This window comes from bacterium (assembly GCA_037147175.1).
GTDB lineage: Bacteria > Cyanobacteriota > Vampirovibrionia > Gastranaerophilales > UBA9971 > UBA9971.
In genome coordinates this window covers 1-26,289 of the sequence record JBAWVS010000037.1, presented here as the reverse complement: position 1 = coordinate 26,289, position 26,289 = coordinate 1, and the positions used below count along the sequence as shown (strand labels likewise).

The following is a 26,289-nucleotide window of genomic DNA, read 5'->3' as shown; positions in this document are numbered from 1 at the left end:
TGTACTATAAAATTCAATGACAACAAGACTTTAACTTATGCTGCGTAACTCCTGTCTAAAACAAAACATCCAAAAAAATTGCGCAATTTATACTAAAAAGCCTTTGAAGAAATTCAAAGGCTTTTTAGATTTATAAACTTACTTAAAATTAATGTCCTAATGATTCTTTAATTTCAGCTGAAATTTGTTTTGTATCAATTTTAATCCCCGGACCCATTGTAGTGGAAAGATAAACTGATTTCAAATAAGTTCCTTTTGCTGCTGAAGGTTTAGCTTTCAGAATAGCATCAGCTAAAGCTACGTAGTTTTTCATTAAAGCATCCTGGGTAAAGCTCATTTTTCCTATAGGAACGTGAACCATTCCCTGTTTATCGGCTCTAAATTCAACTCTACCTGCTTTAAGCTCTTTTACGGCATCTTTAACGTTAAATGTTACTGTTCCTGTTTTAGGATTTGGCATTAAGCCTTTAGGACCAAGTACTTTACCGAGTTTACCGAGCATTCCCATTGCATCAGGTGTAGCAACAAGCACATCAAACTCAAAGAAACCGCCTTGAATTTTTTCAACTAAATCTTCGGCTCCGACAAACTCAGCGCCTGCATCTTCAGCTTCTTTTATTTTTTCGCCTTTTGCAACAACAGCGACCCTAACTTCTTTACCTGTACCGGAAGGAAGAACGACGGTGCTTCTAACTTGTTGGTCAGCGTGTTTTACTTCAATACCTAATCTCATGTGAACTTCAAAAGTTTCATCAAATTTTGAAACTTCTTTAGAAATATTCTGAAGGGTTTCAATAGCAGCTGCACCTGTACATGGCTGTTCTCTTTCTTCGAGAAGTTCTAAGATTTTTTGTTGTCTTTTTGTGATTTTTCCCATTTTTTGCTCCTTTGTGGTGCTAACGGATTTTCATCCTTCCACGATTAAGTTATACTAGTCTATAACGGTTACGCCCATACTTCTTGCGGTACCGGCTACCATTTCTTCTGCTGATTTTGCTGTTGTAGCATTTAAATCAGGCATTTTAATTTTTGCAATTTCTGCAACTTGAGCTCTGGTAATTTTTCCAACTTTTGTTTTATTGGAAACCGCAGAACCTTTAGCAGCGTTTGCAGCTTTTTTTATTAATTCTGCTGTTGGAGGAGTTTTAAGAATAAAACTGAAAGATCTGTCTTCATAAACTGTAATTTCAACAGGAATAATGTTTCCGACTTGATCAGCCGTTTGAGCATTGTACTGTTTACAAAATTCCATAATATTAACGCCGTGTTGACCGAGAGCAGGACCTATCGGTGGTGATGGGTTAGCTTTTCCGCCTTGAATTTGCAGTTTTATTTTACCTAATACCTTCTTTGCCATTTTTAATTTCCTTTATCTTACTGTCATTGCCGGGAGGAGCTTTAGCCCTAACACGACAAGTTTATTAACCTTGCTTTTGAATTTGATTGTATTCGAGTTCAACAGGGGTTTCCCTGCCAAAAATCGAAATATTCGCTCTGATTTTTTCTTTATCAGGATAAACTTCTGTAATTATTCCTGAGAAATCAGCAAACGGCCCGCTAATAATAAGGACTGATTCGCCGACCTGAATATCAAGTTCAACTTTCTTAGGCAGAGTTTCAGCCTTGTAAATAATTCTTTTAATTTCAGCATCACGGGCGGGTATTGGTTTTTTCTCGGCTCCGACAAATTTTGTTACGCCCGGAGTGTGTCTTACAACATACCAGCTATCATCGTCCATTATCATTTCTACAAGAACATAGCCCGGAAAGATTTTTTCTTCTTTTTCTGTTCGTTTCCCGCTTTTTACTACGGTTACTGCTTTTTGGGGGACTTCAACACGAAAAATTTTATGCCCTAGGTTCATATATTCAACACGTTTTTCAAGGTTAACTTTGACCTTATTTTCGTGTCCTGAATACGTATGAACTATGTACCATCTTTTTTTAAATTCACTTTGATTCATCATCTTACCCATTAATTATGTTTTTACAGGAATTAATAACTTCAATAAAAACCCAAAAACCCAATCGTAACAAGAAACAAGAGCTACAAAAAAGAAAACAACCAGTAAAACAACAATAGTTTCAACAATTACCTGTCTTCTGTCCGGCCAAGTTATTTTGCCCCATTCAACTTTCACACCTTTAAAATAGTTAGAAACACTTTCTTTAAAGCCTGGTTCTGTTAAATTTTTTTTGCCGGCTGTGCTCATGTCATCATTCCTTTTATCGTTATCCTCTGCTGAGAGGTTTTTTATAAATCGCGCCCTGTAGGACTCGAACCCACGACATTCGGCTTTGGAGACCAACGTTCTACCAACTGAACTAAGGACGCATTTCCTGAGAGCTAAAACAAGTTATATCTGCAACAAAAACGCATTGTTTTCGCTTTGGTTTCACTCGTGTTCAGCTTATTTGGTTTCCTTGTGCTCAGTGTGTTTTTGGCAAAAAGGACAATATTTTTTAAGTTCTATTCTGCCTGTTGTGTTTTTTTTGTTTTTTCTGGTTGTATAATTGCGGCGTTTGCAGTCTGCTTCTCCGCAAGCTAATATAACCAGTCTGTCATTTCTTTTTAATCCCATTTTCATATACCTTTTTTTAAAGCAATTTAAAGCAGGGTACCATGCCCTGCTATGTATATTCTATAACAAAAATTTTATTTGCAAAGGGAAAGTTTTATTTTGTTTTTGTCGTGTTTTCAGATAATATTCTTAATTCGCAATCAGTCAGCAAATCTCTTTTATGCTCACTAACTTGAATCTCTAATTAAATATATGCGTTATTGCGAGGAGAGGCTTTAGACTCGAGGCGACAATCCATTTTGTTTATTATAGATTGCTTCGCTATGCTCGCAATGACGTTTTAGCGGTTTAGCAATGGGAGTTCACTTGGGCTTTAAGCTTAAATTCAACGCACGCCCAAATTTGTGGCGAGCCCCAGCTAAGGCATCTATAGGGGTTCGGGGGCGAAGCCCCTGATTGTGTTGACCCCTTTGGGATATAGTTTTTCTTTCTTTTTGAACGCAAAAAGAAAGAAAACGCACTCGGATTTGGGGTGAAACCCCATTAAAAACAAAAATTAACAAATTTGCAGTTTTTTTAAATAAGTTTTAAAATTTTAATATGAATAACAACACAAAAATAGTTACACCTGTAAAGAAACCCCTGAAAGGCAATTTCAAAGTTCCTTCCGACAAATCAATTTCGCATAGGGCGGCAATGTTTGCTTCTCTGGTAAAAGAGCCTGTGCTTATTTCAAATTTTTCACTGGGGGCGGACTGTCTGAGTACCCTTAGCGTGCTTGAAAAACTGGGAGTTGAAATAGAATTTCAATCAAAAAACAGTTTGATTCTTTCCAATAAAGAAGGATTTAAAGAACCTAAAAATATTCTTGATGCAGGAAATTCCGGAACAACTATAAGATTAATGTCAGGAATTCTTGCCGGACAGGATTTTTGTTCTGTTCTGACAGGCGATGAAAGCCTGAGAAAAAGACCGATGGCAAGAATAATAAACCCGCTCAAACAAATGGGTGCAATTATAAAAGCAGAAGATAATGATACAAAAGCGCCTGTTTCTATAAAAGGTACGAAATTACTTGGAATTAACTATAATTCTCCTGTTGCAAGCGCGCAGATAAAATCATGTATATTGTTGGCAGGACTTCATGCCGAAGGAATAACTACTGTTAATGAGCCTGTAAAGTCAAGAGATCATACAGAAAGAATGTTAGAGTATCTTAATGCTAATATTCGCGAAGAAGGAACTTCGATTTCGATAGGCAGATCACAACTTGTTTCAAAACCAGTTACAATACCGGGAGATATTTCTTCAGCAGCGTTTTTCCTTGTGGCAGGCGCAATAGTTCCTGATTCAGAAATAATTATTCAGGATGTAGGCTTAAATACTACGAGAACGGGAATCATTGACGTTTTGCAAAGAATGGGCGCAGAAATACAAATTTTAAACCAGCGTATAGACTGCAACGAAGAAATTGGCGATATAAAAGTAAATTATTCAAACTTAAAAGCAATTACGATAGACAGCGAAATTGTTCCGAGAATCATAGACGAAATTCCTGTTATTGCCGTAGCTGCCACTCAAGCAGAAGGAACAACGATTATAAAAGGTGCTGAAGAGCTTCGCCATAAAGAATCTGACAGAATAAAAGCTGTTTATACCGAATTAAAAAAACTTGGCGCAGAAATAGAAGAACAACCGGACGGGCTTATTATTCATGGAAAAACAAAACTCAAAGGCGGATGTATTTTAGAGACGTATCATGATCATAGAATTGCTATGTCGGCTTATATAGCAGGTTTAATAGCAGACAGCCCTATTGAAATAAATGAATTTCACTGGGTAAATATTTCTTTTCCCGAGTTTACAAGTCTTTTTGAAAAATTAATTAAAAGTTAGCATAATTTTTCCAGAGCAAGCATTGCTCCGCCGAGAATTCCGGCATTATTTTCGGCACAAGCATGGAGTATTTTTGTCTTTGAAATATGACATCTTTCATCAAGCCTTCTGTTTAAGTCCTCAAAATCAATAAACTTTGCCATGCCCCCGCTCAAAACAATGCTGTCAGGATCAAAAACATTTGTAAGACTTATTAAACCGATTAAAACAAATTCCAACCATGTATTATGTACTTTTTTACAGAAGTCATCACCTTGTTTAAGACCTGCAATTATGTCATGTGTTGTTAATTTGCTTATTTCTTTATCTTTTAAAATTCCTGTTCTGTCTTCAGGAGAAATTTTTTCGGCCATTTCTCTTGCAGTGATTGCATAACCAGTTCCGGAAGCATAAGCTTCCCAACAGTCCCAATCTCCGCAAGTGCATTTTCTTTTCTTTTCCCATGAAAGAGGCATGTGTCCAACTTCTGCTCCGGCTCCTGTTTTTCCTCTGAGGAGTTTTCCGTCTACTATAATTCCTCCACCTACACCTGTTCCTAATGTTACAGTGATTGTGTTCATGTGCCCGATTGCCGCCCCTGCTTTAAATTCGGCGTAAGCTGCCGCATTGGCATCATTTTCCACCAGAGTTTTTATTTCAAATTTCTTTTCTATTTCTTCTTTAAAATTAATATCCGCATAGCCTTTGGGAAGATTTCCTGTTGAGCCGACAACCCTTGTGTTTTGCTGATTTACGGTACCGGCAGTGGCTATTCCGATTGCTTTAATATTAAAATCATAGTTAAAAGTTTCTATACCTTCCAGAACAACGTTTAAAATCCCTTCAGAGGTGCTTGGAGTTTTGCAGGAAAACGGTTCCCCTACAATTTTTCCCTTAGAAACACACCCTATAATGATTTTAGTTCCACCTATATCGATTCCCATGACGGTTTTGTTTTTTGAGATCATTTTATTTCTCCATTATTCTGAGCCAAATCAACAAATCTTTTTGTAATAAGCTGTGGTCTGGTTACAGCTGAACCTATAACAACAGCATGCGCCCCAAAATCAAATGCTTGTCTGGCATGCTCTACTGTCCAGATACGTCCTTCCAAAATTATCGGACAATTAAGAATTTTAACAAGACTTTTAAGAAATTCAAAATCGGGTTCCTCGTTATTTTTGTCTAAAGTGTCCTGCGTATAACCTGAAAGAGTGGTCGAAATAATATCAGCGCCCATAAGAGAACACATTAATCCCTCTTCAACAGTTGCACAATCTGCCATAACAGGTTTATTAAGTTCATTTTTTATTTTTTCTATTAATTCGGCAAGATTTTCTTTCGGTCTTTTTCTGGAAGTTCCGTCTATTGCTATTATATCAGCTCCTGCATCAGAAATTCTTTTGGCGTCTTCAAAGGTTGGTGTTATATAAACTATTTCTTTCCAGTTCTCAGGAAGCGGATCCGGCTTTGTAATACCTATAATCGGAATATCGGAAAACTTTTTTGTTGCCTTTATATCCCTGACTCCCGCAAGTCTTAATCCTGAGGCACCTCCGTTAATTACTGATTTTATAATGCTTAACAAACAATTTTCTTCATAAATCGGCTCACCGGAAGACGCCTGACAAGAAATTATTATTTTTTTCCTTATCTTATCTAAAGCTTCAGACACAATCATACCTTCCCATCTTTTTATTTATACAATTATTATTAATATTAATTAAAATTCTTAATTAAGGAAAGTTAAAATTATTTTTGACTTCTAATTTTAAAAACTATTGTATTTTTGTCATGTTTTTGGTTATTTATATATATCAGAAATGTTTTTAGTCTTAAGTAAGATTAGAAACGAAAAATTATTTGAAAATTGGAGGACAATGATGTCAGTTGGCTCTTTTGTATTTATGCTTCACAGTCACTTACCATTTTACAGAAAAGCAGGTATGTGGCCTTTTGGAGAAGAAAATCTTTATGAATGTATGGCGGAAACATATATTCCAATTTTAAACGCAGTTAATGAATTATATGATGAAGGTATAAAAGCCAAATTAACTATAGGTATTACCCCGATATTAGCTGAACAGCTTAATGATGAGCATTTAAAAGACGGTTTTGTTAAATATTTAGACTCAAGAATAGTATCCGTTTCAGGAGATTTAACCCGTTATCCTAATGACAGTGTTGCTCATTCCCAACACCTTGAATATCTGGCAAAATTTTATTTTGAATGGTTTACAAACGTAAAAAACGATTTCTTAAACAAATATAACAGGGATTTAATTGGTGCATTCAGAAGACTTCAAGATCTTGGATGTATTGAAATTACTACTTCTGGAGCTACTCACGGATTTTCTCCATTGTTAGCTACTGATACCAGCTTAAATGCGCAATTTAAAGTCGGAGTTGAAGCATACAAAAACCTGTTCGGAAGAAAACCAAGAGGAGCATGGCTTCCTGAGTGTGCTTACCGTCCGGGTTACGAAGCAACTTCACCGGAAGGAAAAAAATATTACAGACCTGCTGTTGAAGTAGCAATGCAAAATAACGGCATAGAATATTTCTTCGTTGAATCTCACCAATTAGAAGGCGGCGTTTCTGTAGGAAGCAGAAGATCAATCGGTATTTACGGAAATATTGAATATATTCCTCTGCCTGTCAGACCTGCAACAGGTTTAAGCACATACGAACCTTACTGGCTTTCCGAAGCTCAGGTTGCTGTGATGGGAAGAAACCATGAAGGCGGCTATCAGGTATGGTCAGCTTCTGACGGTTATCCCGGCGACGGATGTTTCAGAGAATTCCACAAAAAAGACGATACTTCCGGTATGCATTACTGGAGAATAACCAGCCCTACAGCAGATCTTGGCGATAAAATGCTTTATGATCCGGTTTTGGCTATGTCAAAAATAAACGAAAATTCCGACCACTATATAAACGTTCTTTATCACAGATTAAACGATAATAAACTTGCTACAGGTAAAGACGGCTTGTTAATGGTATCTTTTGATACAGAATTATTCGGTCACTGGTGGTTTGAAGGCGTTGAATTCATTAAACAGGTAATCAAAAAACTTCATACACATCAACCTGCCATAAAAAGACAAACAGCAAGTGAATATCTTGATGAAAATCCTCCGTCAGCAGCAATAACGCTTCCTGAAAGCTCATGGGGGCAGGGCGGACATTTCTGGGTATGGCAAAATCATCAAACAGAATGGATGTGGCCTATTATTCACGGTGCTGAAAAAAGAATCAGCAAGATTGTAGGAAGTTATCCGACAATTCCTGAAGATAAAGTTCTCCATAGAGCGCTTAATCAGCTTGCAAGAGAAAACCTGCTCCTTCAAAGCAGTGACTGGCCTTTCCTTGTTACAACATGGCAAGCCAGAGATTACGCTATAGAAAGATTCAGACAGCATCAAGAAAACTTTGAACGTCTTGCTGCAATGATTGAAAATCATTGTATTGATCAAGGTTATTTAGAATCACTGGAATCAGTAAATAATCCTTTCGGAATTATAGATTACAGAGTCTATACAGAGATAAAAGAAGATACATTGCCTCAGCATTCAGAGGGTTTATCTCCTCTTTATACTTAAGAAAAAATAATAATAAAAAAGAGCTGTTTTGTTTTTAAAACAGCTCTTTTTTTAAGCAAAATTTATTTTGATAACATCAAAGTTTTCAAAAATTCTTTTTCTTCTTCTTCCGAAAAAAATTCACCGTTAATCCGTGCTTTTAAAAGTGCTCTTAAAATTTCTCCAAAGACCGGTCCGGGTTTTAATCCTAAATCTATAAGCGATTGTCCGGTTGTATAAATTTTAATATCTTTAAATTTATTAAGATAAAGGTTCACTTTTTCTTTTAAGTCAGGCTTTTTAATAAGATATATCAAGATTGATTCGGGCATTAACCCTTCAAAAAACTCATAAATTTCGAAATTCAACTTAATTGTTTCGGGTTTTGCAAAAAGTATTTGGGCTTTTGTTAAAATATCTGTTTCGATATTAGAGAGGTATAATTTTTCGGCAATTTCAAGGATTTTGTTTTCGGAAAAATTGCAGAGCATTACGCCCAGATAAATAAGCCAGATAAAATCAGGATTTATATATTTTAAATACTCTAAAATTACAGATTCGCAGTTTTCATAAATATTTTTTGAAATTTTTATGTTTTTATCTATAAGCCTGTAAATATTTTCATTTATAAATAAGTCAAGGCACTCGGTTTTATTGAGATTAAAAGTTTGTTTCAGCTCTAATTTAATTCTTTCTCCGCAGGCATTATCAAACAGTCCTGAGGCAAGACAGTTCTCCTGTAATTGTTTTGTAGTTTCATCAAGTTCATAATTAAATCTTACCCTGAACTTTAAAGCTCTTATTATTCTTGTAGGATCGTCTACAAAACTTTTTTCATGAAGAATTCTTATTTTTTTTTGTTTTATATCTTCATAACCGCCTAAATAGTCTGTTAAATCCCCAAAATCTTCTTTGTTTAAGGATAAAGCCATAGAATTTATGGAGAAATCGCGTCTTTTAACATCTTCATAAAGAACACATCCTATTTCTTCGACAAAAGGAAGGCTTCCCGGATAAGGGTAAGATTCTTTCCTCGTGCTTGCAATATCCAGTTCTATTTCTTTGTTATCCATAGTAAAAAGAACTTTTACAGTTTTAAATTTTTCATGAATTTCTTTAATTTTATAAATTTCAGAAAATGATTTATCGTCTTTCAAATCGATGTCGTAAAGACAGGTTTTTTCAATATAATTAGCGAAATCAACAGCATTTCCTTGAACGGTAATATCTGTATCAAAATGGTTTTTTCCCGCAAAAGAGTTTAAATCCTCTTCACAGATAATAATGTCCCTAACTACTCCACCTATTAAAAAAAGCCTTAAAGACAGCTTGTCAGCCATTCGGGAGCACAGATAAAGAACTTTTCTTACTTTTTCAGGAACAATTTTTTCAAATTCTTTTTTCAAATTTTTATTTGACAAAATTTATTGCTCTCTAATATACCAGATTCCAAACATATGTTTAAATTTAGCATTTTCACTCTGAAGTAAAATATTTCTTGCAATAAGTTTTTTGTTTTCTTCAAGCATAGTTTCAACCTGTCTGGCAAGAATCTCATTATCCCTTTTTATTTTAGCGGAATCGATTATAGGTTCAAAAACTTTGCTTTTTTTAAATTTATCGGCTATTTCGCTTGTGATTTTTTGTGCAACAGACTCGGCAAGAAGAGAAAGTGTTTGAGTTGTTATGTCTACCGTAACTTTATTTAAATCAATATCAGGATGATTTGATTTAGTCTGGATTTGAGTTTGTTGTTTAACCATAGGAGAACTGACAGGAGAAACAGTTCCGTTATTTATTATCGAAGAAATTTCTTCATTGCTTTTACCAAGTTCTTTAAGCTTTATGCCGTGGTTTAATTTATAAGCAGCCAGTTCATCGTAGTATTCAATATTTTGTTCATCTTCATAAATAGAATCTATACGCCATAACTTAAGATAACCGGTGATTTTATCTAAAGCCGCAAATTTATTATTTTTTATTTTTTCCAGAAGCTGTTCTTTTGTGTACATTTTTATACCATTTAATAAAAATTTCAATTTGAAATTTAAAACTATTTATATATTATAAAATACCAACAATATTATACTCTTATAAAAAAATTTATGTTTAATACTTAACATAAAAATTTTTAATCCTTAAGTATAAATTTCATAAAATACCTGTTTTTATTGTTTTTCAGGTATTTTACTTTAAGAACTTGAAGTATGATTACAGGATTGCTCAACTTTACAATTGTCACAAGTGCAACAACAAGGTTCTATATGGATTGTTATGAGAGAATTTTTAATATTGTTTTTTAAGTCTTCTTCAATTCTGTCGCACAAAGAATGTCCTGCTTCGATTGTTAATTTTTTAGGTATAACAATAATCAATTCAATTAATTTTTCTGCGCCTGATTTTCTTGATTTCAGTTCTTTAATTTCAATAACTTCATCGGGGATATAATTATTTACGGTGTCTAAAATAATTTTTTGCTCATCTTCGGGTAAAGAACCGTCAAGCAAATTTTTTCCAGACTTGAAACACAGATCAAGACCGGCTTTAATTATTATGAAAGCGACCAAAATAGCAACCAGAGGGTCTAAAATCTCTATATTTGTTATTTTTATAAGAATTAACCCTATTAAAACTCCCATAGAAGTCAAGACATCAGTTCTTAAATGCTCCGCATCGGCAAGCAAAGCCATAGAGTCTGTTTTGATGGCTACATTAAATAAGTGACGGCTTACTATTATATTTGCAATTACCGAAATAAGCATTACAACAATGCCGGCCGTAGTATCAATATAGGTATATTTATTTGTTATTATTTTTTCAATTGATTCAAAAATAATATAACCTGCCGCCGCAAGAATCAAAGCTCCTTCAATAAATCCTGAAAAATCCTCGTATTTCCCATGACCAAATTGGTGATCGCTGTCTGGAGGACTGGAAGATTGTTTTATTGAAAAAAAAGCTATAATTGCAGCCAAAAGATCTGTAAATGAGTGTACCGCTTCTGATACAATACTTATGCTGTTTGTAACAAGACCAACAATAAGTTTTGAAAGAATTAAAACAACATTAGAACAAATAGAAAAAAATGCCGCTTTTTGTTTTTCCGCAGAAATGTTCATTTAATTACCCGATAATTATCCAAAGAATTTAATTCTCTTTAGAATAACATAAATTACTCATGTTAAGCCAGAATTGGTGGAAAAACAGTTAAAAAATCAGGAAATAAACGCCTGCGCTTAAAACCGCCAAAAACAGTCCTATTACGCACAAATTAGTGAACAGATATTTTTTAAAAGTCAGATAAAATATTTTCAAATCAAACCATAGTGAGATATTGTCTTCATATTGCGCATTTAATTTAAATCTGTTTTTATATGTAATTTGTTCTCTTTTGTGAAGCAGTGCCCACCCTGTTAAACCAGGTGTTACTTTGTGAAAGATGCCTCTCGGAAAAGGTTTGTTGTCATTTTTAAATCCTTCAATCAAAAGATTATGTTCATCTAAAGATAAAGGTCTCGGGCCAATATAGCTCATATCTCCTTTTAAGATATTAATAAACTGAGGGAACTCGTCAAAAGAGCTTTTTCTGATTAAATTTCCGATTCTGGTAATTCTGGGGTCTCGATCAAGTGTTCTTGCTCCGCCACCTTCAGCTTCTGTACCCGTGAACATGGTTCTTAATTTATAAACTTCAAAAAGCTTCCCGTCTTTTCCTACTCTTGTTTGGGTATAAAAAATAGGTCCTTTTGACTCAAGTTTTACTAAAACTGCAAGAATAAGCATCAATGGAAACGAAAAAAACAGTACAAACAAAGACATACAGATGTCCGCAATTCTTTTTATCAAAAGATAATTGGTTTTTTTATTTAAATACTCAAATAAAATCGGCTGTTGAGTTAAAGTCTTTTCTTCTGTTTTAAGTTTCATATATTATATTTAGCCTCGATGATTCTGATGAAATTATTCTACGAGTTCCGGTGCTTGTCAAGTCTAAAATGTTTAGTTATTTCAATAGATTAAGACCTATTTTTTGTAAATCTGCAATGGATTATTATGGGGTTAATGCGAAATTAGTACTTTCTTTGTTCACATGTTATATATATATGAAGAAAAGTTTAAAATCAGTTTAATTATAAGGAGGAATAAATATGAATATCAAAACATTTTCAACTATTCCACAAGCAGTAAAAGCTATGAAAAATTTATCTTTTTTAGAAAAGAAAGTTATAGACGGAGATGAAAGCGAAAAAACTTTAAGAAAAGTTATAAGATTGGCATCTATACTTGATGAGTTTGAAAAAGTACATCCTCGTCAAGCTAATATAAGTGAAAGAACCGGGATACCTGAGTTATCCCGGTATGCTAAAATGTTGGAGGGGATTAAAGCGCTTAGAAGTAGAAGCTAAACTCCCGCAAATTTTATATGAAAGAGGCTTATGTCAGTTTAGTTTGTCTTTAAGCCTTGGTTTTGCATAAATACCAGCTGGAACATTCTTCATGTTTTTCATGAATTCTTTGTTCCGCATCTTCAGTGGTTCTCGGGGGAGGAACTATTACATTGTCTCCCGGTTTCCAGTTGGCGGGAGTGGCAACTTTCTTTTCATCGACAAGTTGAAGTGCATCTATAATTCTTATAATTTCGTCTATACTTCTTCCCACGCTGGAAGGATAAGCAATAGACATTTTTAAAATTCCTTCAGGGTCTATAATATAAACGGTTCTTATGGCATGAACAGTACTTATTGCAGGATGAATCATCGCATAAAGGCGGGAAACCTCAAAGCCTAAATCTGCAATAACCGGAAAATTGATTTTAACTTCAAAGCTTTCTTCTATTTGCCTTACCCATTCAATATGGGAATAAACACTGTCAATACTTAATCCCATAAGCTTGACGTTTCTTTTTTCAAACTCCTGCTGTTTTTGGGCAAAACCAATAAATTCTGTAGTGCAAACAGGGGTAAAATCAGCCGGATGGGAAAATAAAACCACCCAGTGCCCTTTGTTAAATTCAGAAAATTTGATTTTTCCATGCGAGGTTTCAGCTTCAAAATCAGGGGCGGGTTCGCCTAATCGAGGACAGGTACAAATTTCTAAAATTTCATCATAATTATTACAACATGTTTCCTGCATATTTTTTCTCCTTAATATTTCTCTTTATGTTCTTTTGTTATTCGAAACTAAACGAAATAAATGAAAAATCTGTTCAGCTTTTAATTCTCTATCCAAAACCCTTCATATTTCTATTAGACAACTAAATATTTATCTTCAAAATTTATCTATATTTTTCAGAATAAATAAAAAACCCTTAAAACCTTGTCCAAAATGTTAGTTTTATGGATAATTAAATTAGTAAAAATTTATAAATCATCTTTTGTAACTGTGTAAAAACCTGATTTAACAGAAAAGAGTAAGATAAAGTGGTTCTTGTTAATTATGCTGACCGCAAACTGACCTGCAAAGTCGTGTATTACGGCACGGGAGAGAGCGGAAAAACCAGCAACCTTATATATATTTACAATACACTTGATTCTGCAATCAGGTCAGAAATGACATGCCTTGAAGGACTAAACGAAAGGACACTTTTCTTTGATTTTTTATCAATTAACCTGGGCGATGTAAAAGGTTTTAATACGACATTCAGTCTTTATACTTCACCGGGGCAAATGCAGTATAATGCGGCAAGAAAAATCATTCTAAACGGCGTAGACGGTATTGTTTTTGTGGCAAATTCTTCAAAAGCAGAAAGAGAAAACAACATTCAGAGTTTTAACAACATGATTCAAAATTTAAAAGAATATAATCTTAACTTAAATAATATTCCTATAATTTTGCAATATAATAAACGCGATTTAGATGATGTATTAAGCTTTGAAGAGCTTGAAAAAGATCTGAATCAAGCGGGATATCCGAGTTTTGAATCCGTTGCCATTCAGGGACAAGGAGTTTTCGCTACATTAAAATCCGTCAGCAATTCTATTCTTGCTAACTTACAATAAAAAACCACACTAAAATTTGAGATTTGAAAAAATGAACGATATACTTAATTATATTAAAAAACAGGACGAAAAATCAGAATTTTTGAATTTGAATTCTCAAAATAAGCTGATTATTTTCGGCTCGATTTTAAGTTCGATTTTTGTTGTAATTACAGCCTGGTTCGTTATAAATAATACACAAAAAACAATTCTGGACAGCTATCATAATTTTGGCTCGATGCTTACAAAAACTCTTTCAATCGAAAGTTCAACTCTTATTTCGGATTTATCAAGCACTAAAGGTTTAAAAAAACTTAAAGAACATACCGAACAAATAATAGCGAACAGCGAAGACATTGCTTATGTTGTTTACAGGGATCAACTTGGAAACATTATTTATTCCAGCAAACAAAATAATCCTGCTTTTGAAAACACTGAAAACAAAACAACTATAGAAGTAAGTCAGCCGCTTACTTTAAAAACAGCTTACTCAAAAGAAGTTATTGGCTCAATTCAAGTCGGCTTAAGCAGATACACTATGAACATAGTGGGAAAAGCGACCAGAAACCTGATGCTGATTATTTTTACCATAGCATGGGTGCTTTCCATAGCAGCCGTCTTAATAAACACTTTGCTTATAACAAGGCAGATAAAGCTTCTTTCTGAAGGAGTAAGAAAGATTTCAACGGGAGAATTTGGGTATAAAATTACATCAAAAGATCTTTGGGGAGATATAAAACAGCTTTTTGAATCTTTTAATACAATGTCCTCAAGGCTTAGAACTTATGAAGAAAAAAATATTGACCAGCTGACTTATGAAAGAAACAAAATGGAAGCTGTTTTGATGAGTATTGCAAATGGTGTAGTAGTTTGTGATAATTCAGACCAAATAATTCTTGTAAATAATGCCGCACAAAAAATGCTTAAAGTTAACATAAAAGAAATTATAAAAACAAAAATAACGGAATATTATGATACAAACGGCGAATTATGCTTTAAATCCAAAATTAAAGAATTTAAAGATACTCCGTACGAAGGGAATAAAGCCAAAAATCTTGAATGCCAGATAAAAATGAACGGAAGAATTGTAAAAACAATTATTTCCCCTATATTTACCCTTCATGAAGAATACATAGGTTATATTATTATACTTCATGATGTAACAAAAGAGGCCGAGATTGATAATATTAAAAATACTTTTATTTCAAACGTCAGCCATGAATTAAGAACTCCGGTTACAATCTTGAGAACTTATATAGATACTCTCTACAACTGCGGAGAAAAATTGGATGAGAAAACAAAAGGGGATTTTCTTTCCATAATAAATCATGAGTCAGACAGATTAAATAATATGGTAAATGATATTCTTGATTTTTCAAAGCTGGAATCGCCAAATGTCGCTCTTGAAAAGGATTTGGTTGATATAGGTCCGATTATAGAAATTACGGTTAAATCAATGAAAGTTCTGGCAGAAGAAAAAAATGTTTCTTTCTCTATAATTATTGAGCCTGATATCCCGCAGGTAATGATAAATCCTGAAAATATAGAAAGAGTGTTGAAAAACCTTATTTCGAATTCTATTAAGTATTCTCATAAAAACAGCAGGGTTAAAATAAGAGCAGAAATCGATCGCACAGGGGATTATTTACAAGTTTCCATCGAAGATAACGGCATCGGAATACCGGAAGAGCATCTCGGAAAGATTTTTGACAGGTTTTACAGAATAGAAACAAAAGTTCACTCGGTAAAAGGCACAGGCTTGGGCTTGCATCTTGTAAAAATTGCTATAGAAAAACATCATGGCGGCAAAGTTTTTGTTGAAAGCAAATTGAACGAAGGAAGCACTTTCGGGTTTAAAATTCCTCTTAGTCCTGTAGAAGAAGAAAAAGAAACCATTTCTTCTTGATTTGTTAAGTTTTATTAATTAAATAGCTATTTTTTATATACGAAATAGCAATTTTTTCAATACGGATGTTTTTATATATGTACAAGGACAAAACAAAACAAACACAACACACTACCTCAAATAAAAGCTTAAATTTCAATAAATAAAACCTTTTACCTACCACACCTACCTTCCCCTTTCCCTTCCTTACCTACAAAAACAAATTTTAAGACAGCTTCAAAACTGTCTATTTTTTTGCAAATTTATATATAAAATTCAAATTTCAAGAAGATTCATGAATCTAAGAAGAGTTATGGATGTGGGCTTTACAGGTTTTTGGCCTAGCAAGTGTTAAGTTTTATTAATCAAATAGCTATTTTTTATATACGAAATAGCAATTTTTTCAATACGGGTGTTTTTATATATGTACAAGGACAAAACAAAACAAACACAACACACTACCTCAAATAAAAGCTTAAATTTCAATAAATAAAACCTTTACCTACTACACCTACCTTTCCCTTTCCCTTTCCCTTTCCCTTTCCCTTCCTTACCTACAAAACAAGGATTAAGACAGTCTCAAAACTGTCTCTTTTTTTTGCAAATTTTTTTATTCACAAAAAATGAAATCGTTGAATATATAAGATTACAAAAAATAAAGATTTAAGCTGAAATCTCATGATTAATGTTTAAAATATTGTTAAAATGGAATAATACTATTTGATGGATCTAAAAATAATAATATCTTTACAGGATTGAAAATAAAGATTAAGGCTTTATTATAATAATGATAAGAACAAAGGAGTGTTCAGTCTATGACTAGTTCTATAACATTTGCAGGATCGGGATCGGGATTACCGGTAAGTGACTGGATTACAGCAATGGTTGCTTCAGAAAGAGCTCCTGTTGATGCTTTATATACAAAAAAAGATACTTATAACGCAACAAAAACTGCTTTAAGTTCTATTCAATCAGATTTTTCAGCTTTAAGAACATCTATTCAAAAATTAACCGATGGAAATATTGCATCAAGTTTTGATCTTTTTGCTTCCAGAACTGCTACAAGTTCTGATACAAATATTTCTACGGTAACTGCAGCTAATAATACTTCTGTCCAAAAAGTTACTTTATCTGTGGATAATCTTGCTACCGCGACAAAAGCAACAAGCAGTGATTTGTCAAAGTCCATTGACGGAACAGAATTATTTACCGCGGCTGCAAACAAACAGGGTACTTTAACAGCAACACGTGATGACGGAACGGTTTATGGCAATTTTAGCATTTACGTAAACGGGGCTAAAAATGAATTTACAATAGAAAAAACTGATACGTTAAATACTATTGTCAAAAAAATAAATGATAAATTTGATCAGAACAGTGATGGCGATTATAGTGATAACAACGTAAAAGCTTCTATTGTAGACGGGAAGATGCATATTGATTACAACAATACTGCTGTTACCAAATTAACTTTAGGAAGCAACTCTGATACAACAAACTTTTTCAATATAATGCAGCTTTCAACCGCTTCTTCAACAGATAATGGTGATGGAACATCCGGTTTTGCAAGTCTTTCAAAAATTAACAAAATAAATCTGGGCGGAACAATTGTAGGGAATACTGCAAATCTTAATGTGGACAGTGCTGATCCGGTAACGGCAGGAACTTTTAAAATAGGCGGAACGGAATTTACAATAGATAGTAAAACTTCTCTTGCAACACTTATAAGCAAAATAAACAGCTCTGATAAAGCAGGAGTGACAGCCCAAATTGATACCAAAACAAATAAACTTGTTTTAACGTCAAAAACCCCCGGCAAAACAGCAATTAATTTTGAAAACGGAACCAGTAATTTTCTTACAAAAATAGGATTAATTACTGCTACCGGAGATTCTACAGCTTCTCAAACCCTGGGAGAAAATGCAAAAATTCATATAAATGGTGCTGCGACAGCTCTGGAAGTTAATTCAAATACTGTAACAGGAGATGTAAGCGGTATCCCAGGTTTGACCATAAACCTTAAAAAAACAACTCTCAGCAAAGCAACCGACGGATCAACCATAGATACTCCGATAGATATAAATATTGATCAAAATACAGATGGAATAAAAACTGCTTTAAATGATTTTATCTCCAAATATAATCAGGTACTTAATGATGTGTCTACACAAACAGGAACAGGTCAGGCTCTCCATGGAGAATATTCTATTGTAAGTCTTAAAAACTCTTTAAGATCAATGGCTTCCGGTCAAATAAAAGGTCTTTCAGCTTACGATAGTTTGTCAATGATAGGTATATCAACAGGTTCTGTAGGAAAAAGCGCTAAAGATACATCAAGTACTTTTTCTCTTGACAGCGCTAAACTTCTTACGGCTCTTCAGGATAATCCTTCCGAAGTTAAAGCCCTGCTTATCGGGGATAAAACAGCCGGAATTACAGGGGTTTTCCAGCAACTTCAAACTAAACTTAACAGCGCTCTTGATCCTGTAAGCGGTTTTTTTAGTTCAAAAAGTGATTCTATAAATACTTTAATTTCTAATACTGATAAATCAATTACAAAAGGAGAAGACCGTATTACCGCATATAAAGCTTTAATTACAAAACAGTTTTCTGATATGGATACATATATAAGCAAAATGCAGCAGTCAAGTTCTGCACTTTCTTCTATAAAATAGTTTAAGAGCCGATTTTATTTTCAAGAGAACAAAAAGCAGGGGTTAAATCCCTACTTTTTGTTTGCGAATTTGATTTAGTATTTGACCTAAATCTTTGTTTTGTGGTAAAAATAAACAAATTTAATTAATTGAGAAAAGAGAGATATGGAAATTGAAAAAATTATAAAAGCTGCAAAAGGTGAAGAAATTGCAGATATAGTCATAAAAAATGCAAACATAATAAATGTTTTGTCCGGTGATATTCATAGAGGCGATGTTGCTGTAGTTAACGGAAAAATAGTCGGTATTGGAAAAGATTATAAAGGCAGGGAAGAAATTGACATAAACGGCTCTTATCTCTCACCTTCTTTTATTGACGGGCATGTACACCTTGAAAGTTCTATGGTTTCCCCTTATGAGTACGCAAAAGCAGTAATCCCTTCAGGAACGACTACAGTTGTTGCTGATCCGCATGAAATATCCAATGTTCTCGGGCTTCAGGGGATTAGTTTTATGAGAGAAGCTACAAGAAATCTTCCTTTAGATGTTTATATGATGTTGCCTTCCTGTGTTCCTGCAACAAATATGGAAACATCAGGCTCAAAACTCAGCGCAAGCGATTTATCTATATTTATTAAAAAACAATGGGTGCTTGGAATCGGAGAAATGATGAACTTCCCGGGTGTTTTACAGAATGACCCTGCGGTTGTCGACAAAATAAAACTTCCTGTATCCAAAAGAGTTGACGGACATGCACCGGGTTTAAGCGGAAAAGATCTTTGTGCTTATATTTCAACAGGTATTTCATCTGATCATGAATGTATATCTGTTGAAGAAGCAAGAGAAAAAATACGACTCGGTCTTTACATAATGATTAGAGAAGGAACAATTGCAAAAGACCTTGATAGTCTTCTTCCTGTGGTTGATTCAAATAATTCAAGAAGATGTTTCTTTGTAACCGATGACAGATATCCGCATGATTTATATGATCATATAAATTCAATGGTAAGAAGGGCTGTTAAATATGGGATTCACCCGCTTACAGCTATTCAAATGGCTTCAATCAATACTGCGGAATACTTTAAAATCCCGAATTTAGGTGCAATAGCTCCCGGTTATCAGGCAGATATGCTCGTTTTTGATAATTTATCAGATTTTAAACCAGCAATGGTATTTAAAAAAGGTCAATTAGTTGCCAGAGAAGGAAAAATTCTTCTTTCGGAAAATAATTACAAACTTCCCGAAACAAGGGGTTCTGTAAACGTAAAATGGATTGAAAAAGACAACTTTAAAATAAAAGCAGAGTCTGACAAAATTAAAGTTATAAATATTACGGGAAACAAGCTTATTACGCTCGGAAGTATAGAAAAAGCAAATATTGCAGATGGTTATGCTCAAAGCGATACCGCAAATGATATTTTAAAAATAGCAATTATAGAAAGACACAAAGCTACCGGGAATATAGGATTGGGTTTTGTAAAAGGTCTAGGCTTGAAAAGTGGTGCTATAGCTTCAACAGTAGCCCATGACTCGCATAATATGGTTGTAATAGGAACAAACGATGAAGATATGTATTATGCAGCCGTTGAACTCGTAAAATCACAGGGCGGAAAAATTGTTGTAGAAAATGGAAAAACTCTTGAAAAACTTCCGCTTCCTGTTGCAGGCCTAATTTCTGATTTGCCGATTGAAGAGGTTATAACAAAACTTAAAAGCCTTGTAAAATCAACACAAAGCCTTGGCTGCAAGCTTGATGATGCTTTTATGAACATGGCTTTTCTTTCCTTGCCGGTAATCCCTGATTTAAAAATTACAGATAAGGGCTTAATTGACGTAAATAAATTTGAAATTACGTCTTTGTTTGTTTAATAATAACCTTAAAAGGATATTATTATAATGAAAAATATAAAATATATAATTTTATTAATAGGATTTTTCCTCATAAATTTTATTGTTAGCGGCAATGTAAGTCATGCCAATGACACGGATATGGTAAAAGAAACCATAAACGTGAATAATGAGCAGCGAATTTTTTACGTTCATTTGCCTGAAATATATAGAAAAGAAGATAAAAAATTGCCTGTGGTTATTATTTTTCACGGAACCGTGGCTGATGCAAACAAAATAAAAAATTATACAAAATTCAATAATTTTGCTGATAAAAAAGGAATTATAACCGTTTATCCTGAATATACAGGGAATTTTGAATGGGATTTAGAACCCGCCGAAAAAAGTAAAGACATTAAATTTGTCAGCAAGATGATTGATTTTATGACAAAGAACTATAAAGTCGATAAGTCAAAAGTTTATGCAACAGGATATTCAAGCGGAGCAGAAATGGATTATCTTCTTGCTTGCACGTTATCCAATAAAATAGCAGCTTTTGCGCCTATTTCAGGGAATATGAGAAAATCTTTTATTGCAGAATGTAAAGCTAATAAGCCTGTTTCTATTTTATTAGTACATGGAACTGATGATCCCTACGAAAAATGGGATGGAAATCCTGCAAAAGAAATGATTTCGGTTGATGAGATATTAAAATTCTGGAAAACTCGAAATAAGTGTTCAGATTCTATAAAAGAGACTGTTTTTCCTCATAAAAATCCTGATGAAAGCTTAACTACAGCAAAATTATATGAAAATGATTCCTGTAAAGATAATTCTGAAGTTTCTATCCTTAAAATTGAAGGAGGAGGTCATACCTGGCCTGGTTCACCGACAAGTATGAGAATAGAAACCTTTCTCGGGAAAACAAATTATGACGTAGAAGGCAATGATATAATATGGGATTTTTTCAGTAAACATAAGTTAAATTAAAAAAAGAACGGGATTTATGTACAGTCAAATAAATACAAAATCAGGAAATTATGAAAAAAATTGGATCAAATTTGTCGCTGTTTCCTTGTTCATTTTAGGATTTATAGATATTTTATCAGCCTGGCTAAGTTTTGATTCTTCGAGATTAAAGCTTATAAATCATATTTTGGATTATCAAATTATTACAGGGTCAAGGTACCTTGTAATTTTCACCGGAATTGCAGCTTTAATTTTAGCCCCTGCTTTATATAGACAAAAAAGAGTTGCCTGGTATGCAGCAGTTATTACTCTTGGAATATCAGGGTTTGCACACATTTTTAAAGATGCTGATATTGAAGAGGCGGGAATATGTCTTATTCTTTTCGGTATTTTACTTCCGTTATTTAAATATTGCAAAGTAAAAAGCGACCCGGTTAGAGCAAGACGCGGCGGGCTTATATTGGTTATTGCCGTTATATTTGTTTTATTTTATACAATTCTTGGGCTTTTTATTTTTTCGGATAAACTTGGCGTGGATACTTTAAAATATCCGGTCTGGTCAATGACGCTGGATGCATTAGCTTTTAATACTTCAGCACTAAAACCTGTTGGGCTGGAAGCAAAGTTTTATGTAAATTCATTGTTTTTAATTAATTCAATATCTTATTTAACAGGGTTAATATTTGCGCTTTCTCCTGTAATAGCAAGGAGATTGCCAAATATAAATTATGATAAATATAAAAAACTTACCAAAGAAAAATCCTCTCAGCCGGTTCAATTTTTTGCGCTAAATAACAATTATCAGCATTTTTATTATAAAAACGAAGAAACAGAAGGATTAATAAGCTATAAAGTTTTTAATCGGGTTGCTTTAGCTATTGGAAACCCCTGTTTTACAGGATCTTTAGATGAAATAACTTCAAAATGGCTTAATATGGTTCATGAGCATGATTGGATTCCTGCTGTTTACCAGGCACAGTGTGATTTTGTGGAAATAATGAAACAAAAAAACTTTAATGCTGTTCCAATAGGAGTTGAAGCTGTTGTTAATCTCGAAAAATTTACGCTTGAGGGAAAAAAAATGCAGCAGCTCAGGACGGGAAAAAATAAAGCAGAAAAAGAAGGCTGGTATATAAGAAATTATAAGAAATTCGATTGGAATAAAGTAAAAAATCTTGATCTGAAGTGGCTTTCTGTCCATGGGAAAAAAGAAAACACTTTTGCTATGGGAAAATCTTCCGCTGAATATCTGGAAGAAACTAAAACCAGTTTACTTCTTGATAAAGAAGACAATCTCCTTGCTTATATTAATAATATTGAATTGCCTCAAAGCAATACTCTCTCTGTTGATTTAATGAGAAGAGATCCTTCTTCGCCGCAGGGAGTGATGGAATATTTATTTTTAAAGGAAATTTTATCCGCCAAAGAAAACGGAAAAGCTTTTTATGATTTGGGATTTTCTCCGCTTGCCAGAGCTGATGAAGTTTTTTCCGATAATAAAACCGTCTCAAAACTTTTTGAACTTATTTTTAAAAAACAGAAAAAATATTACGATTTTCAGGGATTGCACATGTTTAAATCAAAGTTTAATCCCGAATGGCAGCAAAGTTATTTGTTATATACAAATACTCTTGATCTTCCAATGATACTTATGGGGCTGTTAAAGCTCAATAATCAATAACTTTCAGTTTGTTAAATTTTTAATTTGTTCATAGTATTTATCCGCACAGATTTCCCATGTGAATTTTTTTGCCTGGTTATAAGGAAGATCGCCCCAATCTGTTTCAGAGGCGTTTTGTAAAGCTTCCGAGTATTCTTCGATATCGGTTACATCACAAAGAATTCCTGCATCGCCTATCGTCTCGATTCTGGAGAAATCTTTTGTTGTTACTACGGGTTTGTTGCATGCCATTGCTTCAAGATAAACAAGACCAAAGGGTTCTGACAAAGAAGGAAGTGTAAAAACATTGCATGCTTTATAGTATGACGGGATTTTTTCTTGAGGAACGCATATTATTTTAAATCTTTTTTTCCCGAGAAGTCTTTCGCCTTTTTTAGCTATTTCCTGAGTATTTGCACCGGGACAAAGCAGTAAAACACTTCCTTTTTCAAGAAGAGAAACCGCTTCAATAATTAAATCAAGTCTTTTATTTTTCAAATTTGTTGAAGAAGCCAAAAATATTGGTTCAGGAAGATTTATCTTGACCGGCTCAACTTCAGGGTTAAATCTGTCAAAATCCACACCTTTAGCGATAAAAGACGTATTTATTTCGGGATGATATTTTTTTAGCCAATATTTTAGTTCGTTTGTGTAAACAATGTATTTGTCAGGTTTAAAAAAAAGATTTCTGCGGGCATTTTTCCCGCCTTCAACAAGCCCGCTGTGTTCGGTAAAAATTATCGGGGTTTTTGTTATCTTTCTTATCGCCGAAGCTGCCAGAAGTCCTCCCCAATCGTTGTTAGGAAGAATCACATCATATTTCCCTTTAAAAAGTTCCCAGACAACAGGAAAAAATGAAGTTAAATGCTCTATAAAAACTTCCGGCCTATCCGAAAAATTTCCGAGAAAGTATCTTAACATATCAAATTTTGATTCATGTAAAACCTGATTTCTTGGAATACAGGAAATCGGAGTGCACAGGTCATTTATTTTTTTCGAAGAAAGAATTTTTACATCACATTTTTCTTTTAATCTTTTTGCGAGTTCAAGAACGTATAATTGTGATTCTCCGAGAGAATCTCCTATTGCAGGATGAATAAAGGCTATTTTGGGTTTTCTTTCATGCTGAAATAAAAAGGGAGTGTTAAGAAAGGGAAATAATGAATTTTTCTTTTTTTGAAAAAACATTTTAGGTTCCCCGACTTTTTCATAAATCCCTCAAGATTATAAAGTATAAAAGCAAAAAGCTCTTTAAAAATTAGCCTGATGGGGAGAAAAAGAGTTATATTTTTTCAAAAACTAAATTTAAACCTTGACCCAAAATTTTGACAATAGTATATTAATTTATACTCACTAATAATGTGGGCCTGTGGCGCAGCGGTAGCGCAGGGGACTCATAATCCCTTGGTCGCTGGTTCGAATCCAGCCGGGCCCATTTAATATTAACAACACTTTCGGCGATTGCCGAATTTTTTGTTTTTAAGGTCTTGTGTAATTCTTGTGTAATTGAAAGTTTTTTGAACTCTGTCAAAATACATCCATAATTAGCAAATTACATTAAATTCAAAATTTTCAGTCTAAATCTTCATCAGGTATTCTATAAAAAGCTTGTAATTTATCATTTAATTCTTTTCTGGAGTCAATTGATAATTCTAAAACTTTAGATTTTAATAAAATATTCTCAGGGCTTTTTATCTTTTCAACTTTTATATTAAACGCATTTCTAAAATCAATCATATAATAATTAATATCAACGATTTTACCACTCCGACTATCTAAATAATATTTACTATAATAATCGTGAGGCGCATAAATAAAATATTCTTTAAATGCATACGTTGAGCCTTCTTCTAACCTTTTTTGCTTTTCCTCCTCAGGCATTTTCTCCCATGCTTCTGGTGGAACTTGATTTTGAGGCGAAATAATTTTATTTATATTTAACATATTTTCTGCAAAATAAGGGTTACTATAAAAACTGGGTTTGATCTGTATTAATGGTGTAATTATAATATTACCAAGGTCTTCTTTTGTTTGTATTGAACAACAAGGTGTCAATATCACATTATATTCAGCAATATTAACCTCTAATTTAAAAATATCGGTATTACATTTTGAACTATAGAATAACGATGTTAAGTAATTACCTTTAACTATATCCCCAAACCTTAGTTTTGATATATCAGGAGTATCATTATAAAACAAAATAAATATCCTTATTAATCTTCATAATATTGGCTAATATCGTATTTACTAGTTTTTTTATGATGGCTCTCAAGAAAATTCTTATTTATTTTAACTTCAATAACTCCTACGAATTTTTGAAATTCATCTAATTCAACAGTAATCTCGTACTTCTCAAATTTATATTTAATAATTTTATTGCTTACAGTAATTCTCCCTGTAGAAGAATCCTCAATAATATTTTTAATATAATTTTGTATCATTTTAAATCTCTTTTGGTTGTCTCATAAATTCTTTAACGGGCTCTTTAATTGTGTTTTCCCATTCTTCATGAACAATCTCATAAAGCTTATCAGTAACATCTAAATAGTTTTCAGCTTTAATATCAAATTTATATGCATCGAAATCTATTGTTAATTTTTGTTCTTTATAACTTTCAAAGTATCTTAAATAAATATCATTTTCTTTTTCTATATTTGTTACAAATTGCATATCTTTAGCCTTTGAAATATCAAATCTATTAAAAGCTAAAGAAGTATTATAATAATTTGAGTATGAATCATTACTCAACAATTCTGGTAATGGGCATTCATCAACATATCTTAAACCTATTCTTTTAATTACAGAAATAGGGGCTATATCTTTTTCTAAAAATGCTGAGACACTTGATTTAATAACATCTCTAAACTTATGGTCTCCAGCTTCATTATTATATGTTTTATGTAATCTTGACACTATACTCAAACTATTACTAGAAATGTCTAAAGTATATCCTTTTTCAGAATTAAATTGCCAAATTTTCTGAAAAGCTTCATTCTCTTCATTAGCACTCTGTTTTTTTATATTATTGTTATCTATAACAGCAAACATTAGCTGTTTCTGAATTATTTCACTACTTTCAGGAAATTCTTCCATTATTTTAAGTTGGTAATCACCTATTTTTTTATCAAGAAACAATAAATTTGAAAATTGTATTTGAAATATTACTTCTTTAACAGTTGGGGTTGAGAAAATTTCACTCATAGAAAACTCCTGATTATTATCATCTTAATTATTATCATATATTTTATAAAATATAAACTTATTTACATATTGCCCTATCAGTACTATAATATGCCGTAGAAATCGGACAGAAAAAAATATAAGTTATCATCCTT

General features: G+C 33.2%; 25 protein-coding genes and 2 tRNA genes. 10 read left to right on the top strand and 17 right to left on the bottom strand.

The window, feature by feature from the left end:
- Positions 1–148: 148 nt before the first annotated feature.
- The 6 genes from rplA to rpmG form a co-directional block, all read right to left on the bottom strand.
- The gene (gene rplA / locus WCG23_09300) at positions 149–877 is read right to left on the bottom strand and encodes a 50S ribosomal protein L1 (protein ID MEI8390065.1); all 729 of its coding nucleotides are present in this window, start codon (positions 875–877) and stop codon (positions 149–151) included.
- A gap of 54 nt (positions 878–931) precedes the next feature.
- A complete protein-coding gene (gene rplK, locus WCG23_09295; GenBank protein MEI8390064.1) occupies positions 932–1,357 on the bottom strand; it encodes a 50S ribosomal protein L11 in 426 nt (141 codons plus the stop codon).
- 64 nt (positions 1,358–1,421) lie between these two features.
- Complete coding sequence (gene nusG / locus WCG23_09290) at positions 1,422–1,967, bottom strand: transcription termination/antitermination protein NusG (protein ID MEI8390063.1); 546 nt, start codon at positions 1,965–1,967, stop codon at positions 1,422–1,424.
- Positions 1,968–1,979: 12 nt separating this feature from the next.
- Complete coding sequence (secE, locus tag WCG23_09285) at positions 1,980–2,213, bottom strand: preprotein translocase subunit SecE (protein MEI8390062.1); 234 nt, start codon at positions 2,211–2,213, stop codon at positions 1,980–1,982.
- Between the two features lie 49 nt (positions 2,214–2,262).
- A tRNA-Trp gene (locus tag WCG23_09280) sits at positions 2,263–2,335 on the bottom strand.
- A 76-nt stretch (positions 2,336–2,411) separates the two neighbouring features.
- On the bottom strand, positions 2,412–2,582 hold the full coding sequence (gene rpmG / locus WCG23_09275; protein ID MEI8390061.1) for a 50S ribosomal protein L33: 171 nt from the start codon (positions 2,580–2,582) through the stop codon (positions 2,412–2,414).
- A 540-nt stretch (positions 2,583–3,122) separates the two neighbouring features.
- On the opposite strand from rpmG, the gene aroA reads away from it, so the two are divergent.
- A complete protein-coding gene (aroA, locus tag WCG23_09270) occupies positions 3,123–4,418 on the top strand; it encodes a 3-phosphoshikimate 1-carboxyvinyltransferase (protein ID MEI8390060.1) in 1,296 nt (431 codons plus the stop codon).
- Here the strand turns inward: aroA and WCG23_09265 are convergent.
- Together WCG23_09265 and WCG23_09260 are read right to left on the bottom strand one after the other, a co-directional pair.
- The gene (locus tag WCG23_09265) at positions 4,415–5,365 is read right to left on the bottom strand and encodes an ROK family protein (protein ID MEI8390059.1); all 951 of its coding nucleotides are present in this window, start codon (positions 5,363–5,365) and stop codon (positions 4,415–4,417) included. The two genes, aroA and WCG23_09265, sit on opposite strands and share 4 nt — an antisense overlap.
- Positions 5,362–6,072: an N-acetylmannosamine-6-phosphate 2-epimerase gene (locus WCG23_09260; protein ID MEI8390058.1), complete on the bottom strand. Its 711-nt coding sequence runs from the start codon at positions 6,070–6,072 to the stop codon at positions 5,362–5,364. The genes WCG23_09265 and WCG23_09260 overlap by 4 nt, the downstream gene beginning before the upstream one ends.
- A 205-nt stretch (positions 6,073–6,277) precedes the next feature.
- On the opposite strand from WCG23_09260, the gene WCG23_09255 reads away from it, so the two are divergent.
- Positions 6,278–7,999: a 1,4-alpha-glucan branching protein domain-containing protein gene (locus WCG23_09255; protein ID MEI8390057.1), complete on the top strand. Its 1,722-nt coding sequence runs from the start codon at positions 6,278–6,280 to the stop codon at positions 7,997–7,999.
- A 62-nt stretch (positions 8,000–8,061) separates the two neighbouring features.
- On the opposite strand, the gene WCG23_09250 is transcribed toward WCG23_09255, so the two are convergent.
- From WCG23_09250 to WCG23_09235, 4 genes are all read right to left on the bottom strand, one after another.
- The gene (locus WCG23_09250; GenBank protein ID MEI8390056.1) at positions 8,062–9,399 is read right to left on the bottom strand and encodes a hypothetical protein; all 1,338 of its coding nucleotides are present in this window, start codon (positions 9,397–9,399) and stop codon (positions 8,062–8,064) included.
- A gap of 3 nt (positions 9,400–9,402) precedes the next feature.
- Positions 9,403–9,990: a hypothetical protein gene (locus WCG23_09245; GenBank protein MEI8390055.1), complete on the bottom strand. Its 588-nt coding sequence runs from the start codon at positions 9,988–9,990 to the stop codon at positions 9,403–9,405.
- A 180-nt stretch (positions 9,991–10,170) separates the two neighbouring features.
- Complete coding sequence (locus tag WCG23_09240; GenBank protein MEI8390054.1) at positions 10,171–11,097, bottom strand: cation diffusion facilitator family transporter; 927 nt, start codon at positions 11,095–11,097, stop codon at positions 10,171–10,173.
- 88 nt (positions 11,098–11,185) lie between these two features.
- On the bottom strand, positions 11,186–11,905 hold the full coding sequence (locus tag WCG23_09235) for a sugar transferase (GenBank protein MEI8390053.1): 720 nt from the start codon (positions 11,903–11,905) through the stop codon (positions 11,186–11,188).
- 221 nt (positions 11,906–12,126) lie between these two features.
- On the opposite strand from WCG23_09235, the gene WCG23_09230 reads away from it, so the two are divergent.
- Positions 12,127–12,384 (top strand): hypothetical protein, encoded by a 258-nt coding sequence (locus WCG23_09230; protein MEI8390052.1) that lies wholly within the window; start codon positions 12,127–12,129, stop codon positions 12,382–12,384.
- Between the two features lie 49 nt (positions 12,385–12,433).
- Here WCG23_09230 and WCG23_09225 read toward each other — a convergent pair whose 3' ends face one another.
- Positions 12,434–13,111, bottom strand: coding sequence for a peroxiredoxin (locus WCG23_09225; protein ID MEI8390051.1), 678 nt, complete (start codon positions 13,109–13,111; stop codon positions 12,434–12,436).
- 287 nt (positions 13,112–13,398) lie between these two features.
- Here WCG23_09225 and WCG23_09220 point away from each other — a divergent pair, with 287 nt between their 5' ends.
- The 6 genes from WCG23_09220 to WCG23_09195 all read left to right on the top strand — a co-directional run bounded on the left by WCG23_09220 (position 13,399) and on the right by WCG23_09195 (position 22,972).
- Positions 13,399–13,977: a GTPase domain-containing protein gene (locus WCG23_09220; GenBank protein MEI8390050.1), complete on the top strand. Its 579-nt coding sequence runs from the start codon at positions 13,399–13,401 to the stop codon at positions 13,975–13,977.
- Between the two features lie 31 nt (positions 13,978–14,008).
- On the top strand, positions 14,009–15,862 hold the full coding sequence (locus WCG23_09215) for an ATP-binding protein (GenBank protein ID MEI8390049.1): 1,854 nt from the start codon (positions 14,009–14,011) through the stop codon (positions 15,860–15,862).
- A gap of 794 nt (positions 15,863–16,656) precedes the next feature.
- Entirely contained in the window at positions 16,657–18,516 is a 1,860-nt protein-coding gene (gene fliD / locus WCG23_09210) for a flagellar filament capping protein FliD (GenBank protein MEI8390048.1), read from the top strand.
- Positions 18,517–18,660: 144 nt separating this feature from the next.
- Positions 18,661–20,364: an adenine deaminase gene (gene ade / locus WCG23_09205; protein ID MEI8390047.1), complete on the top strand. Its 1,704-nt coding sequence runs from the start codon at positions 18,661–18,663 to the stop codon at positions 20,362–20,364.
- Positions 20,365–20,391: 27 nt separating this feature from the next.
- The gene (locus WCG23_09200; GenBank protein MEI8390046.1) at positions 20,392–21,312 is read left to right on the top strand and encodes a PHB depolymerase family esterase; all 921 of its coding nucleotides are present in this window, start codon (positions 20,392–20,394) and stop codon (positions 21,310–21,312) included.
- Positions 21,313–21,328: 16 nt separating this feature from the next.
- Complete coding sequence (locus tag WCG23_09195; protein MEI8390045.1) at positions 21,329–22,972, top strand: phosphatidylglycerol lysyltransferase domain-containing protein; 1,644 nt, start codon at positions 21,329–21,331, stop codon at positions 22,970–22,972.
- 3 nt (positions 22,973–22,975) lie between these two features.
- Here WCG23_09195 and WCG23_09190 read toward each other — a convergent pair whose 3' ends face one another.
- Positions 22,976–24,139 (bottom strand): glycosyltransferase, encoded by a 1,164-nt coding sequence (locus WCG23_09190; GenBank protein ID MEI8390044.1) that lies wholly within the window; start codon positions 24,137–24,139, stop codon positions 22,976–22,978.
- Positions 24,140–24,314: 175 nt separating this feature from the next.
- Here WCG23_09190 and WCG23_09185 point away from each other — a divergent pair.
- Positions 24,315–24,386, top strand: a tRNA-Ile gene (locus tag WCG23_09185).
- A 137-nt stretch (positions 24,387–24,523) separates the two neighbouring features.
- Here the strand turns inward: WCG23_09185 and WCG23_09180 are convergent.
- The 3 genes from WCG23_09180 to WCG23_09170 are packed head-to-tail and all read right to left on the bottom strand — an operon-like array spanning position 24,524 to position 26,155.
- Positions 24,524–25,153, bottom strand: coding sequence for a hypothetical protein (locus WCG23_09180; protein ID MEI8390043.1), 630 nt, complete (start codon positions 25,151–25,153; stop codon positions 24,524–24,526).
- A gap of 14 nt (positions 25,154–25,167) precedes the next feature.
- Positions 25,168–25,395 (bottom strand): hypothetical protein, encoded by a 228-nt coding sequence (locus WCG23_09175; GenBank protein ID MEI8390042.1) that lies wholly within the window; start codon positions 25,393–25,395, stop codon positions 25,168–25,170.
- Between the two features lies 1 nt (position 25,396).
- The gene (locus WCG23_09170) at positions 25,397–26,155 is read right to left on the bottom strand and encodes a TIGR04255 family protein (GenBank protein MEI8390041.1); all 759 of its coding nucleotides are present in this window, start codon (positions 26,153–26,155) and stop codon (positions 25,397–25,399) included.
- Positions 26,156–26,289: the final 134 nt, after the last annotated feature.

Coding starts and splice junctions, on each gene's coding strand:
- WCG23_09175 (MEI8390042.1), bottom strand. CDS start 25,395: ATGATACAAAATTATATTAAAAATATTATTGAGGATTCTTCTACAGGG.
- WCG23_09235 (MEI8390053.1), bottom strand. CDS start 11,905: ATGAAACTTAAAACAGAAGAAAAGACTTTAACTCAACAGCCGATTTTA.
- WCG23_09225 (MEI8390051.1), bottom strand. CDS start 13,111: ATGCAGGAAACATGTTGTAATAATTATGATGAAATTTTAGAAATTTGT.
- WCG23_09265 (MEI8390059.1), bottom strand. CDS start 5,365: ATGATCTCAAAAAACAAAACCGTCATGGGAATCGATATAGGTGGAACT.
- WCG23_09200 (MEI8390046.1), top strand. CDS start 20,392: ATGAAAAATATAAAATATATAATTTTATTAATAGGATTTTTCCTCATA.
- rplK (MEI8390064.1), bottom strand. CDS start 1,357: ATGGCAAAGAAGGTATTAGGTAAAATAAAACTGCAAATTCAAGGCGGA.
- nusG (MEI8390063.1), bottom strand. CDS start 1,967: ATGATGAATCAAAGTGAATTTAAAAAAAGATGGTACATAGTTCATACG.
- ade (MEI8390047.1), top strand. CDS start 18,661: ATGGAAATTGAAAAAATTATAAAAGCTGCAAAAGGTGAAGAAATTGCA.
- WCG23_09255 (MEI8390057.1), top strand. CDS start 6,278: ATGATGTCAGTTGGCTCTTTTGTATTTATGCTTCACAGTCACTTACCA.
- WCG23_09245 (MEI8390055.1), bottom strand. CDS start 9,990: ATGTACACAAAAGAACAGCTTCTGGAAAAAATAAAAAATAATAAATTT.
- WCG23_09190 (MEI8390044.1), bottom strand. CDS start 24,139: ATGTTTTTTCAAAAAAAGAAAAATTCATTATTTCCCTTTCTTAACACT.
- WCG23_09195 (MEI8390045.1), top strand. CDS start 21,329: ATGTACAGTCAAATAAATACAAAATCAGGAAATTATGAAAAAAATTGG.
- WCG23_09240 (MEI8390054.1), bottom strand. CDS start 11,097: ATGAACATTTCTGCGGAAAAACAAAAAGCGGCATTTTTTTCTATTTGT.
- aroA (MEI8390060.1), top strand. CDS start 3,123: ATGAATAACAACACAAAAATAGTTACACCTGTAAAGAAACCCCTGAAA.
- secE (MEI8390062.1), bottom strand. CDS start 2,213: ATGAGCACAGCCGGCAAAAAAAATTTAACAGAACCAGGCTTTAAAGAA.
- rplA (MEI8390065.1), bottom strand. CDS start 877: ATGGGAAAAATCACAAAAAGACAACAAAAAATCTTAGAACTTCTCGAA.
- fliD (MEI8390048.1), top strand. CDS start 16,657: ATGACTAGTTCTATAACATTTGCAGGATCGGGATCGGGATTACCGGTA.
- WCG23_09215 (MEI8390049.1), top strand. CDS start 14,009: ATGAACGATATACTTAATTATATTAAAAAACAGGACGAAAAATCAGAA.
- WCG23_09230 (MEI8390052.1), top strand. CDS start 12,127: ATGAATATCAAAACATTTTCAACTATTCCACAAGCAGTAAAAGCTATG.
- WCG23_09170 (MEI8390041.1), bottom strand. CDS start 26,155: ATGAGTGAAATTTTCTCAACCCCAACTGTTAAAGAAGTAATATTTCAA.
- rpmG (MEI8390061.1), bottom strand. CDS start 2,582: ATGGGATTAAAAAGAAATGACAGACTGGTTATATTAGCTTGCGGAGAA.